Here is a 13,668-nt window from a genome sequence, read left to right on the forward strand (position 1 = left end):
TTTGAGAAACACTTTGGCGTCAAAGCTCGGGCGTCCTTCGGTCTTGATGGTTTTGGCCTTAAAACCAAGCGATTCCAGAGAGATATGCTCAACAAAGGCTTCTATGAAACGAACGGGATTGTCTGGTGAAATTCTGTCTTCCAGACTGCTGATTTGTAACTGTTGGCGGGAGATTCCTGATATGTGTTCCATCCTTAAAAATACGAAAAATCTGCTTTTTATAAAACTATTTTATATATTTGTTTGAAACAAAAACGGAAGTTTTTTCACAGACTGACGTTGGGTGCAAGGCTAAACCGACATTTGTGCAAATATCAACGGGCTTACAAAACGGAAAACCAAACCTACCCACCACCCGACAAAAATCAATGACCTACTATTTGGATACAACTTCGCCCGATTTAGATACTTTTTACTGTGACAACATTCTGACCTTTGCAACTCACATTCAAAGTAAATTTTATGAGCATCAAAAAAGTAAATTTAGGAAGTCAGGGCCTTGTTGTTCCTGCAATCGGACTTGGCTGTATGGGTATGACAACCATTTCTGGAAATAATATCTACGGAAAAGCAGATGAAAAGGAAAGCATTGCTACAATTCATCGTTCGCTTGAATTGGGAGGAAATCTTTTAGACACAGCAGATATGTATGGTCCTTTGCTTAACGAAAGATTGATTTCAAAAGCAATTAACGGAAACAGAGATAAATACATTATCGCCACCAAATTTGGTTTTGAAGTTAATGCCGAAGAGCAAATGACAGGAAAAATTAACGGTACTAAAAATTATGTAAAAAAAGCCGTAGAGCGTTCTTTAAAGAATTTAGGGACAGACTACATTGACCTATATTATTTACACCGTTTGGACACCAACACACCTATTGAAGAAACCGTAGAAGCAATGAGCGAATTGGTAAAAGAAGGCAAAGTAAAATACATAGGCCTTTCGGAAGTTAGCTCTGAAACCATCAAAAAAGCACACGCAATTCACCCAATTACTGCGGTGCAATCCGAATACTCATTGTTTGAAAGAGAAATTGAAGAATTGGCAATTTTAGACACACTAAAAGAATTGGAAATTAGTTTAGTTGCGTATTCGCCAATTGGCAGAGGATTTTTGAGTGGAGAAATTCAAAGGCCAGAAGATTTTGCCGATGATGATTTTAGAAAATATTTTCCGAAATATACAGGCGAACAATTTTACAAAAATTTAGACTTGGTAAAAGAAATTAAAAAAGTCGCTTTAGAAAAAAACATTACGACTGTACAACTTGCATTGGCTTGGATTATTGCCAAAGGACATTTACCAATTCCCGGCACAAAACGAGTAAAGTATGTAGAAGAAAACATTGCATCAACCAACATTTCACTGACAGAAGAAGACCTAAACCGATTGGAAAGCATTATCCCATTAGGAACACAAACAGGTGCAAGATATGATGAAGCAGGAATGAAAGGTGTAAATTTGTGATTAATAAAAGCAACGGATAAATTTAATTGCTTATCCGTTGTTTTTTTCTTAAATTAACTCAATGAAAAATAACGCACCATATTTTTTGAACTCTGTTTCAGGGCTTCATACTTTATTGAAAATCAGAAAGCCAACGCACCCTTTGGTAAGTGTTGTAAATCTTGACGACATTGCTTTTGAAAATTCTGACGAAATAAAAACGATTGTCTATAATTTCTACACTGTTTCTTTGAAGAAAAATTTTGACGGAAAAATAAAATACGGACAACAATATTACGATTTTGACAACGGAATAATGACCTTTCTTACACCTAAACAAATGTTTTCGGTGGAACGAGGAAGTTCATCAAAAGTTGAAGGTTGGATGCTTGTTTTTCACCCTGATTTTATTCAGAATTATGAATTAGGAAAGCGAATAAAAGAATACGGATTTTTCTCTTATGCAACTAACGAAGCATTGCACCTTTCAGACAAAGAAGAAACAGTTATTTCGGGACTAGTGCAAAACTTGCAACAAGAAATTGAAGCAATGATAGATAATTACACACAAGACCTTGTTGTTTCACACATTGATTTGTTGCTGAGCTATTGCAACCGTTTTTACAATCGTCAGTTTATTACACGAAAAAAAGCGTCAGACGATTTGTTTTTGAAGTTTGAAAAATTGTTGTTAACATACTTTCAAAATGAGATTTCAGGGTTGCCAACCGTTCAATATTTTTCCGAAAGATTATTTGTGTCGCCCCATTACCTAAACGATATGCTGAAAAACTTAACGGGACAAACCACACAGCAACATATTCAAAACCAACTCATAGAAAAAGCAAAAGAACTTTTGTCAATTACAAAATTATCTGTTTCGGAAATCGCTTATCAGTTGGGTTTTGAATATCCGCAATCGTTCAGCAAGCTGTTTAAAAACAAAACCAACCTGACACCATTGGAATTTAGGCAGTCGTTTAACTGAAACTAAAAGTTGTAGATGAGCAGACGAAAACGCTTGACAAAATGCCCAGCACCCAATCGAGTAGACGGCTCTGCCAGTAACTGACAGAGTGCGCCTCTCAAATATTTATATCCCGACCGCGCGGATTTGCAATCAATGTCTCGCTTGGATAGCGCGGATTTGCATCTTAAATCCGCGCTATCTTCACGAAAAAGATTACTGCAAATCTGAGCTATCCCATCGCTCGGATACACATAAGCGTTAGTAATAATAATTTTGGGCGTTTACTGAAAAAACCTATCTTTGATAATATCAAATGATAGCATCAATGAAACCACCTTACGAGATTACTCCGAAAATTCTAAAACTGATAAGTTCAATTTCAGAGAAAATTGGAGAAGTAAACGCTAATTACCTAAGCAAACAATCTCCGCAGCTCAGAAAAAAGAATAGAATCAAAACCATTCATTCTTCGCTACAAATCGAAGGTAATACATTGACAGAAGAACAAATCACTGCTTTAATTGAAAACAAAAGAGTAATTGGCCCTGAAAAAGATGTGTTGGAAGTTTTGAATGCCATTAAGGTTTATGAAAAACTGAAAGAATACAAATTTTCATCTGATAAGAGTTTTTTAAATGCACATCTTCAGTTAATGAATGGATTAATTGAAAGTGCTGGAAAATATAGAAAACAAGGCGTTGGAATAGTTAAAGGAACAAATGTAGAACACATTGCTCCGCCTTATGAGAATGTTCCGCATTTAATGAAAGATTTGTTCGAATATCTGAAAGATTCTGATGAATTAACGTTAATAAAAAGTTGTGTGTTTCATTACGAAATGGAATTCATTCATCCTTTCCTTGATGGTAACGGAAGAATGGGAAGATTATGGCAAACGCTGATTCTAATAACTGAATATCCAGTTTTTGAGTTTTTACCATTCGAAACATTAATTAGCAAAACTCAAGATGAATATTATAAATCATTAGCATTAAGTGACAAATCTGGTAAGTCAACAATCTTCATTGAATACATGCTTGGAGTTATTGAAAAATCGTTGGAAACTTTACTCAATTACAACAATAGAGTTCTGAAAGATATTGACCGTTTAGAATATTTTTTGAAACTCGGAATAAAAGAGTTTAACAGAAAAGACTATATGAACATATTTAAAGATGTATCATCTGCAACAGCAAGCAGAGATTTGAAAAAAGGAATGGAAATGAAAATGTTTGAAAGTGTTGGTAATCTCAATAAAACGAGATATATAGTGAAATAATTACTGTTGCTAACAGCGGTTTAAAGCAATAGTTGGATTGCTTCGTTACTTTGACGTTTTTTGTTCACGAAAAAATTCTATCTTTAACAGAAGATAATCCGTCCGCTCGCTTCACTACTGTCGCCAAGCTGCAAAACGTCAGGCTGTGAAAAAACCTCGTTTTTTCTTTAAAACCTCCCCATTTTCATAATCTACAATCCAAATAAAGCCTTTTAAGAAGGCTATTTTTTCAGGCTGCAAATTCAGTTTGATAGAAAACAAAGTCTAATTTTAGCTTTAAATAAGTCGTTCTTATAAAAATAAAACCATTTGTTGGGTAATTGACATTCCATCTCTTGATTTTGGCTATCAAATCAGCTACTCCCAGGATAGTAATACTGCGTTTAATATTATACACTAACATAATCGGGCTGTGCTCTCCGTTTACTTTTTCCAGTCCTATTAAATTGGTATGGTTGTATCTCTAAGTTTCGGGATTTATAAACGAGGTTTATTTTTTAAATGAAATTCGAAATGTGAAATTTGGTGAGTTTACGATTTACAAAACATTACGACTTCCTGTTTCACATAGAAGAAAAAGACAAATGAAGTTGATAACGCTGAAACAAACCTAAAAATTCTTCAAAAGAATCTCTAAAACGAACTTATCAATTCTCAATATTTTCAAAACAAATCAAAAAAATCCACTACTCACAAAAAATATTGCAAGTAGTGGATTTGCGTTATTGAAATTGGGTTTAAAACTTTAAACTGGGGCAAAAAGTATTACCTGCAAACAGCTTTATTTATCTATCCACAAAACGGCATTACCATGAACATCCAGATTAATTTTGTTAGCACTTGCTTTTATCCTTACGCTATGTGCACCCGGCAGCAAATCAACTGGTTTTTCTATTCGCCATAAATGATGGCTAATGGTTGTAGGTTTAGGAAACTTAGCCATTGATTCATTACTAAATTTGCCCAATGATTGCAAATGATACAATTTTTGTATTTCTGGAGCAACATCTTCATATTTACGCATGGCCATCCATTTTCCATTATCAAAACGAATATCCACCTGCGTAGTTTCGTCGGCAGCAAAAACATTGGCATAGATAAAATTATCATTAAAAATATTCAAACTCTTATCCCATTCTTTGGTATTAGGAACAGTAATATTCATCTGTTTATCATGAGCTGCTCCTGAAACCTTGTATTTGAAATCATATTGCTGATGATCAAAAATAAGTTCCCAATAGCCTTTGGGTGTACCATCATACATTAGCGCAAAAGGAATTTGATCGATATCATGCGGTCCCTGCCACCAGGAACCACAAACTGCACCCGCCACGAGTTGGTGTATTGGCTTTTGATTATTCCTTTCAAAATAGTTATGGTATTGCGTATGCGTATGCCCTGCAGCTACAAAAACATTTTCGAATGGTTTTACTAAAGTGATCAATTCCTCTTTGTCCTTCATTTCTTCCAATGGAATATGCATGTATACCGTAACAGATTCAAACTTTTCTTTTTCTAAGGCAATTAAATTTCTTAAAAATGTGAGTTGCATTGCATCTAATCTTCCTTCATAGCCTTTGGTTTCCAAAGGATAAATATTATTGAGGACGATATGTAACTGTTTGCCATATTCAAAAGCATAATAGGATGGTCCAAAAATCGCTTCAAAACTTTTGTCTCTGTCCATAAAAGCTTTTTCAGTAAAATTTAAATCATGATTTCCTATTGTATAAAATATTGGTACCCCAATAAGTCCCAAGGTTTGGGATAATGGATCAAAAATAGATACATTGTCAAAGGAAAGATCGCCCAGAGGAACTATAAAATCAATTTCTTTATCCATTAATTCTTCAGTAACTAATTTCCCCACATGATGCACATCATCAATAACATCCACCTGCGTATCGCCTAACAAAACGCTCTTAGTAGGTTTGTTTTCCTGATGTGGATACAAAGCAAAATCATATGTTTTGACCGTCTGAATCGTATCAAAAGGAACAAAAAACTGTACCGTTTTTTGTTTATTCAGCCGGAACATATACGATTCCGGTTTGATAACAAAAACCGTATTTCCTTCTATCTTAGCTATTTTGTAATGACCTTTTGCATCTGTTTTAACAACATCTTTTCCGTTAGAAATCAAAACATTAAACAACCCAACCTCATCAGTATCTTTATAATTATTCTGATTAACATCCACGAAAACTGTTCCGGAAAGTGATTGAGAAACCTGTCCAAAACCAATTAACGTACAAAATGAAACGACTAAGATTAAAACTCTTTTTTGCATTTTATTTTTCCTTGTTTAAAACTTCCAACATCTTATGAAACAACACATTGTTTTCATAAACTCCTGTAAATTTATTCGATTGGGGTCCATAAGCAAAAATCGGAATCATGGTTGCTGTATGATCATGAGTGATAAAATCACCTTCAATTTCATGTTTTTTTACATTTCCCTGAGGAATAGCAAATCCGGAAGTTTCATGATCGGCTGTTATGATAACCAATGTTCCTTCGTTATTATCTGCAAAAACTAAGGCTTCGGTAATGGCTTTATCAAAATCTAAAGTCTCGGCCACAATTCCAGCCACATTGTTCGCATGACCAAAACTGTCTATCTGAGCACCTTCAACCATTAGAAAAAATGGCTTGTTTTTCTTTTTCAAAAAGGCCAAACTATTTCGGGTAGCATCTGCTAAAAAATCACCTCGACCGTCTAAAACAGAAGGCACTCCTTTTTCGGAAACTAAAACACCAACTGCCGGACTTGATGTCTGAGCAATTTCAGAGATGGAAGACAGCATAGAAAATTGGGAATCAATATTTTTATTTTTAAAATAAGAAGCGCCCCCTCCTACAAATAAATTCAGTTTGCTTTTTAATAAATCTCCCGAAATACCAGCTACATCACCTCTTTCAATTGTATGAGCAAAAAATGCTGCCGGCGTTGCACCTATGATTTCATCGGTTGTAATGCATCCTGTAGAAAAGTTTTTCTTTTGTAATAATTCTAAAATATTTTGAACAGGTTTCCCCAAACTGTCTACTCCTATCGCTCGGTTGTTAGTTTTTATTCCGGTAGCCAAAGCAGTTCCTGCAGCTGCCGAATCAGTTGTAAAATCATCCGCCGATTGTGTTTTCAATAAACCAATACTCCTTAATTGGGTCAATGACAAAGCCCCATTATTAGCTAAAACTGCCGAAGAAATCTGAGACAGTCCATTTCCATCACCAATAAGTAAAATGATATTTTTTACTGGCATTTGTTTTTGATCTGTTTTGAAAGTTGGTGTGTAAACTTTTGAGAAATTAGAAGCGGTAATATATCTTTGTGATAAGGAACCAAAATACTTTACACAATCATAAGGATGGTCTGTATTGATGATATCTACTCCTAAATCTAACAAGGCTTTCCACGAACTATTACCATCAGGTGATGCCCAAAAACGAAAAGGTTTATGAAATGATTTTCCCTGAGCAATTACATTTTTTACTCGGTTATAATCTTCATGCGTAAACCTCCCTTTTCCATTCCAAACAGAATATTTTTTAAAATCGACACTTACCATGGCCACTTTATCTAAATTTTCGGCTGTCAATGGTGTATCCAATTCCTGATGATCAAAATAGATATAATGGGGATATTTTGAATAGGTGTTCGGATTAGGTCTGTTGCCTGAAATAATGATTTTGATATGCTTATCAGCAATTAAAGTTGGATAACTGTCTAAAATCTTTATGAGACGATTAAGAGTGGGTACCGCATCCGTCTTTAAGTCTATCAGTAAAAAAAGTTCTTTGTCTTTTTTGAAACCTAATTCCAAGGCTTTTGTCAATGGTTTCAGGTATAAATCTTCGAGTGTTCGCTTTGGTTCAATATCTGATTGATTATGTGCCACGAACAAATTATTGTCTTGTAAAAAAACATCCGCTTCGATCGATGTCGCTCCATTTGCGTAAGCATCCCAAAAAGGAACACCCTGATTATAATCGTTATGGGAATGTACTTTAGAAGAAATTAATTCCTGTGCATGTGCAAACAGGAAAAATTGGAGGCAAAAAATGCTTATTATTTTTTTCATTGAAAATAGTAGTTTGTTCTTTGCTAAGTTGCAGCCAACTTAACTTAACACAACATATAATTTGTAATTAATTTGTTTTTACTTTTTTATTTCGGTGGAGTAAATGACTTCTCCTTTTTCGTTAACGGCCTGTACATACAAAGTGTTGGCTGAAACTGAAAATACCATAAATCCATATTCATTTGAAGCCAATTTGCTAATAGGTAAGCGATCAATTGGTGTAGATTCTGAAGCCGATCCGGAAACGAAATAATGCGTTTTACCCTCTGGCAATAAATGCTGTAAATCATGGTCATGCCCTGCTATATAAGCATCAACTTCGCATTTATCCAAAAGAGATTTTAATGATTTTCGTACTGCTTTGGTATCATAACTCTCTCTTCTTTTTAAAGTTGCCGTAAACAAAGGATGATGTCCCACCACTAATTTCCATTTTACAGTTTTAGGTGCTTCTTTCAGAGTTTTAACAAGCCATTTTTTTTGTGCGGTAGAATCTTGTGAAATTACATTTTTAGCATACTGTTTACTTTTATAAAATTCAGGAATCAAAGGATTTGTATCAATAAAAGCAATCAATACCTGCTCATTAGGATTTCCATTGATATTAAATGTTTCACTGTAATATCGGGCAGGCATATTCCAGCGTCGGCTTATTTTAGAGTAAGCTACCTGTGCATCGGGATTTCCTGCATAATCATGATTTCCCAATACAGGATACCAGTTCCAGTGGAGTGAAAAATCAGTGTAAATATCTTCAAAAGAAGATTTCCATTGCGGATCATGTTCGCTGGCTACTCCTACCGGATAAAAGTTATCACCGGTTGAAATTATAAAATCACGGTTTATGTCGGTAGCCGTCTTCCCCATTTGTTTTGCCACGGGAATTTGATGATCTTCACCAAATCTACCCCAATCGCCCATTACAATAAAATTAAGCGAATTGGCATATTTTTTAACAGTAGTATCTTTTGTCTGGGCATTCACAAAACTCAAAAAGAGCGTGCAAATGGACACTATAAATGTGTTCTTATTCATCACATATTTATTTTTTAAAATTAAAATTTGAAGGCTATTTAGTTTTTCATTAAAACTAAATGCCTTCAAATTAAATGTATATTTTACTCGAATTAATATCCGTCGTTTTGCACTAGATATCCCGGAGTATTTGATGCTCCGTCTATCGCTTTTTGCGGAATAGGAAATAATCTTTTCTTTACATCAGTATCTGCTTTTTCCGTCCATTTGTCTTCATAGTGACCAAAACGAATTTGAGTATTTCTTCTTAAACCTTCCCAATAAAACTCAAAACCATATTCTCTATACAAAATATCCAAATTAATTGAGCTTAATGCAGCAGGAATTGGCGTACGGGCAGTTCTGGAAGTTCTTACTGTGTTCATATCAGCTAATGCACCTGCTGTGTCCCCTTTTCTTAATTTAGCTTCAGCACGCATCATAAAAATTTCTGCATATCTAAGCAGTACCATATCTACACTGCTGTAATAATTTCCGTCTGGAGAAGTATGACTGAATTGGTATTTTGACACTCGGTATCCGGAATAGTGCATGCTTCCTTCTTTAGTAAAATCAACTTTCTCTGTAAGGTTTACATAAGCCACATTTTTATCCGGACCGTTTCCTTTAATTTGTTTTACCGGGTAAATTCTATAACCACCATCACATTTATAAAATGCACCATTAGCATCTTTTCTGGCTGCCCATGGCACACCTCTCATAATTCCTCTGTCAATTTCGAATTCTTCTGCCTTTACACAGTAATAATGGTTTTCGTCATTTAAAGGAGAAAGTCCTGTAAGGTCTTTTAAGTGATCCGGAACCTTAGCATTATTTTTATAAAATCTAGGATCGGCATCTGCTGGATCTACAGTACCATAAGCACTAACCCATGTTTGGTAAAAATCTGATGTAATTGCAGGACCGTCTGTTCCATCAGCATTAATAGATTCCGGTCTTGGGAACATGGAACCCGGAATTGACCAATAAGCCCAACGGTTATGTTCATCTCTTAAAACTCCTCGCTGATCCAATCCAAAAATTAATTCTTTGTTCGAATTATTGTTGTCATCAAAAAGGTCAAAATATTCAGGAGACAGGCTAAACTTACCTGAGTTTATAATGTTACTTGTATATAAAATAACTTTATCCATATCCGCTGTTGCAAATTGAGGTGCTCCGTAAGGATCACGATACACACCCGCATTTAGATACAATCTGGAAAGTAATCCCCAAACTGCAGCCTGCGTCATTCGGCCTGGTCCTTTATCCTTATTTATGACATCAGCAACCGAAAGCAATTCACTTTCGATATAAGAAACCGCCTCTGCTCCGCGAATTATTTCTGAATCAACAGTTGATGATTCTTTTTTAAACACAATTCCCCAATTGTCTAAGGTCATCATATGCAAATAAGCCCTTAATGCTTTCATTTCATAAAGTGCCCCTTGCGCTTCTGTATTACCGCTCTCAGCAAGCGGAGTTAATACTTCTATAGCCGTTAAGGTTCTGGAAAGATTTATTGTAATCTCTGTCCATGTACTTCCTACTAAATCATTGGTTGGTGTAGTTGTATGAGCGTGTACCGCCAAATATTTACCTCCATCATACCAGTCAGTTCCACCACGATAAGGCAAAATTCCTTCATCACTTGCAATTAATTGCAAACCAAAATTGTTGGTGTGCATCCAAGTTGCTTTTAATTGCCCGTATGCGGGAGCAATGGCTCCATTAACTGCTTCTGCCTGACCAATTCCGGTTAAGGATTCGTCTAATATTTTTTCTTCTAAGTCAGTACAACTCCAGTTAAATAATAAACTCATTGCTAAAGTTGCTACTATTATTTTATTTTTCATTTTGTTTTTTATTTAATTAAAATGCCACATTTAGACCCAACAAAATTGTTCTGCTTCGAGGATAACTGAAGTAGTCAATTCCAAAAGACTGAATTTCTCCAATTGAAGTACCTGTATTTAACTCAGGGTCATAACCACTGTATTTTGTAATTACAAACAGGTTTTGTCCGGTTAAAGAAAGACGGATATTATCCATTACATTACCAAGTCCGATCAATTTTGGACTTAAATTATATCCTAAAGTCGCATTGTTTAATCTCAAGAAGCTTCCGTCCTCTAAATATCTTGTAGAAACAGTATTCGAATTCGATGTATCTTCGTTTAAAAATTCTGATGCTCTGTTAGTAGTATTGAAAGAGTTTGCCAAATTTCCTCTGTTGAATGAAGTCATTGCTACGTGGTTATAAATTTTATTACCAGCCGTACCATTAAAATTAGCTACAAAATCAAAATTCTTATATTTTAAATTCAGGTAAAAAGCATAGATGTAATCCGGTAAAGCTTTACCAGCAATGATTCGATCATCATCCAGAATCTGACCATCTCCGTTTGTATCTGCAAATTGGTTTCTTCCATCAGGACCAATTCCTATAAAATCTAACATATAAAAAGAACCTATAGGTTGGTTATTGATAATTCCATTAATCGTTGCTCCTGATTGTCCTCCACCTTGTGCTCCACCAGTTGTTAAAATTTTATACGCTGATTTAGCCACTTTATTTTTTGTAAAAGATATGTTTCCTCCAATACTATATGAAAAATCAAGACTTTTATCACTACTGTAATCCAAAGCTAACTCAACACCATTGTTTCTTATTTCCATGTTAGGAATATTAGTGTAGTACATTGGTACCGGCTGAATAGGATCTGTTGGAGCTATTTGTAACAATAACTTACTAGAAACTTTATTAAAATAATCAACCGTTCCAGATAATCTGTTATTGAATAAACTGAAATCCAGACCTAAGTTGGTTTGTGTTGAAACTTCCCATTGAATATCCGGACTTGCTAATCGTGAATAGATTGTTCCGTATGGGTATCCGCTTAAATCTGTAGCTGAAGGATCTAATGGATAAGTGTCATATCCACCATTACTTTCTCTATAACTTGCTTTGGTAATTTTAGAAGGAATCTCCTGTGATCCTGTTTGACCCCAACTTGCTCTAAACTTCAAATTGTTTACCAATTCTGAATCTTTTAAAAAATCTTCTTTAGTAATATTCCATCCTAATGCTACAGAAGGAAAGTAACCATATCTGTTATTTTGACCAAATTTTGAAGAACCATCAGCACGCATAGTTGCTGTAAACAAATATTTATTGTCAAATCCATAATTAATCCTTCCGAAGAAAGACTGAAGCTCATTTTCTACAGCAGATGAAAACTGTGTTGTACGCTCACTTGCTGCCCCTATCTGGTTTTTAGGTTCTATACCATTAGTAGGAAATCCTGATAGGTTATAACTTTTTTGACTTACTTGTATTTTTTGATAAGAGTGACCTGCTAAAAATATAAAATTATGAGCATTTTTTTTGAAATTGTACGTTAATGTATTCTCATATAAAACATTATTATTCGTTGTAACAATGTTATTCAAAGAACCTAAAGTGGTGTTAGTAGCTGATCGATAAGGTAAAACCTGAATATCTCTTTGAGACATAGAATAATCTACACCCAAGTTAAATTTATAAGTCAATCCTTTTATAAACTCATAACTTGGAGCAATGTTAGCCAAAATACGATTGTTATTCGTTATATCAGAGTAATTTTTCTCACTGATGATTGGGTTTAAAATATCATTGCTTAAATTCAAATTTGGTTCTCCGTCAACATAAACCGCATCTGTAGGATTCATTGTCAACATATTACCTACTATGCTTCTGGCATCTGGTCTTGAATTTTCAAATTTAGTTCCTGTTAAATTGAAAGAAACATTAAATTTATCGTCAAGTGCTTTTTGATTTAAATTCAAACGTCCTGAATAACGTTTTAAATCACTATTTCTCAAAATCCCTTCCTGATTATCCACACCTAAAGATGCAGCATAAGTTGACTTTTCATTTCCGCCACTCATCGACAAATTAATGTTTTGAGAAATAGCTGTTCTGGTTAATTCATCCTGCCAGTCTGTGTTTGCTCCGCCATCCTGTAAAGTTCCATTTACTGCATTTACCTGTCTTCTAAATTCATCAGCACTAAAAACAGCTACTTTGTTAGTTAAACTTGAAAATGCATTAGTTACATTAAGGTTTATTTTAGACTGACCTTTTTTACCTTTTTTAGTTGTGATTACAACTACACTGTTTGCAGCTCTGGAACCATAAATAGCAGCAGCAGAAGCATCTTTAAGGATATCAATACTTTCAATATCCTGTGGATTGATAAAATTTAAAGGGTTTGAAGCCACACCATTATTACTATTATCCAAGGCAAATCCGTCCACAACATAAAGTGGTGTTGTTCCTGAACGTAAACTTCCCATTCCACGGATAATTATATCCTGATTAGCACCTGGTTCACCACTGGCCGCTGTTACATTAACTCCGGAAACTTTACCCTGAATCAATTGTCCCACATTAGCAACAACCCCTTTATTGAAATTTTCGCTTTTTACAGAAGCAATAGAACCTGTTACATCTGATCTTTTTTGAGAACCGTAACCTATAATTACAACTTCATTCAACGAACTGGTTTCTTCACTCAAAGAAACCGTTAAAGTTTGATTTCCTGAAAAAGGAACTTCCTTGGTTTTATATCCTATGTAAGAGAAAACAATAACACCGCTTTTTTCTTTGAATTGGATTTTGAAATTCCCATCAAAATCAGTGGAAGTTCCCTTGGAAGGTTGTCCTTTTAAATAAACCGAAACTCCTGGAATGGGAGCTTTTTCAGGGTTAGAAACCACATTACCTGTTACTGTAACCTGCGCATAGGAAAAAGACATGAAGCCTAAAGCAAGTAGTAACATTACATAAATTTTTTTCATTTAATTAGTATTTTAGTTTCGCCAAAAGT

At 34.8% G+C, this 13,668-nt stretch carries 8 protein-coding genes and 2 pseudogenes; 3 read left to right on the forward strand and 7 right to left on the reverse strand.

All coding sequences use genetic code 11. The features are described 5' to 3' along the window. A pseudogene (locus AAEO59_RS13655) lies at nt 1-192 on the reverse strand (IS1182 family transposase); the annotation flags it as partial. Nucleotides 193-462: 270 nt separating this feature from the next. On the opposite strand from AAEO59_RS13655, the gene AAEO59_RS13660 reads away from it, so the two are divergent. From AAEO59_RS13660 to AAEO59_RS13670, 3 genes are all read left to right on the forward strand, one after another. Beyond that, nucleotides 463-1,470: an aldo/keto reductase gene (locus AAEO59_RS13660; RefSeq protein ID WP_341701311.1), complete on the forward strand. Its 1,008-nt coding sequence runs from the start codon at nt 463-465 to the stop codon at nt 1,468-1,470. A gap of 61 nt (nt 1,471-1,531) precedes the next feature. Beyond that, nucleotides 1,532-2,437: a helix-turn-helix domain-containing protein gene (locus AAEO59_RS13665; protein ID WP_341701312.1), complete on the forward strand. Its 906-nt coding sequence runs from the start codon at nt 1,532-1,534 to the stop codon at nt 2,435-2,437. 307 nt (nt 2,438-2,744) lie between these two features. Further along, the gene (locus AAEO59_RS13670; RefSeq protein ID WP_341701313.1) at nt 2,745-3,698 is read left to right on the forward strand and encodes a Fic family protein; all 954 of its coding nucleotides are present in this window, start codon (nt 2,745-2,747) and stop codon (nt 3,696-3,698) included. A 229-nt stretch (nt 3,699-3,927) separates the two neighbouring features. On the opposite strand, the pseudogene AAEO59_RS16425 reads toward AAEO59_RS13670, so the two are convergent. From AAEO59_RS16425 to AAEO59_RS13695, 6 genes and pseudogenes are all read right to left on the reverse strand, one after another. Then, nucleotides 3,928-4,158: pseudogene (locus tag AAEO59_RS16425) on the reverse strand (IS1182 family transposase); the annotation flags it as partial. 321 nt (nt 4,159-4,479) lie between these two features. Beyond that, complete coding sequence (locus tag AAEO59_RS13675; RefSeq protein WP_341701314.1) at nt 4,480-5,988, reverse strand: calcineurin-like phosphoesterase family protein; 1,509 nt, start codon at nt 5,986-5,988, stop codon at nt 4,480-4,482. A gap of 1 nt (nt 5,989) precedes the next feature. Next, nucleotides 5,990-7,783 (reverse strand): alkaline phosphatase, encoded by a 1,794-nt coding sequence (locus AAEO59_RS13680; RefSeq protein WP_341701315.1) that lies wholly within the window; start codon nt 7,781-7,783, stop codon nt 5,990-5,992. Nucleotides 7,784-7,861: 78 nt separating this feature from the next. Next, nucleotides 7,862-8,818 (reverse strand): purple acid phosphatase family protein, encoded by a 957-nt coding sequence (locus AAEO59_RS13685; RefSeq protein WP_341701316.1) that lies wholly within the window; start codon nt 8,816-8,818, stop codon nt 7,862-7,864. Nucleotides 8,819-8,910: 92 nt separating this feature from the next. Beyond that, the gene (locus AAEO59_RS13690; RefSeq protein ID WP_341701317.1) at nt 8,911-10,653 is read right to left on the reverse strand and encodes a RagB/SusD family nutrient uptake outer membrane protein; all 1,743 of its coding nucleotides are present in this window, start codon (nt 10,651-10,653) and stop codon (nt 8,911-8,913) included. Nucleotides 10,654-10,669: 16 nt separating this feature from the next. Beyond that, the gene (locus AAEO59_RS13695) at nt 10,670-13,639 is read right to left on the reverse strand and encodes a SusC/RagA family TonB-linked outer membrane protein (protein WP_341701318.1); all 2,970 of its coding nucleotides are present in this window, start codon (nt 13,637-13,639) and stop codon (nt 10,670-10,672) included. Between the last annotated feature and the right edge of the window lie 29 nt (nt 13,640-13,668).

Source organism: Flavobacterium flavipallidum, from assembly GCF_038289905.1.
GTDB lineage: Bacteria > Bacteroidota > Bacteroidia > Flavobacteriales > Flavobacteriaceae > Flavobacterium > Flavobacterium flavipallidum.

What these genes read in the sequence shown, in the direction of transcription:
- AAEO59_RS13660 (WP_341701311.1), top strand. Translation starts at nt 463, where the DNA reads ATGAGCATCAAAAAAGTAAATTTAGGAAGTCAGGGCCTTGTTGTTCCT.
- AAEO59_RS13665 (WP_341701312.1), top strand. Translation starts at nt 1,532, where the DNA reads ATGAAAAATAACGCACCATATTTTTTGAACTCTGTTTCAGGGCTTCAT.
- AAEO59_RS13670 (WP_341701313.1), top strand. Translation starts at nt 2,745, where the DNA reads ATGAAACCACCTTACGAGATTACTCCGAAAATTCTAAAACTGATAAGT.
- AAEO59_RS13675 (WP_341701314.1), bottom strand. Translation starts at nt 5,988, where the DNA reads ATGCAAAAAAGAGTTTTAATCTTAGTCGTTTCATTTTGTACGTTAATT.
- AAEO59_RS13680 (WP_341701315.1), bottom strand. Translation starts at nt 7,783, where the DNA reads ATGAAAAAAATAATAAGCATTTTTTGCCTCCAATTTTTCCTGTTTGCA.
- AAEO59_RS13685 (WP_341701316.1), bottom strand. Translation starts at nt 8,818, where the DNA reads ATGAATAAGAACACATTTATAGTGTCCATTTGCACGCTCTTTTTGAGT.
- AAEO59_RS13690 (WP_341701317.1), bottom strand. Translation starts at nt 10,653, where the DNA reads ATGAAAAATAAAATAATAGTAGCAACTTTAGCAATGAGTTTATTATTT.
- AAEO59_RS13695 (WP_341701318.1), bottom strand. Translation starts at nt 13,639, where the DNA reads ATGAAAAAAATTTATGTAATGTTACTACTTGCTTTAGGCTTCATGTCT.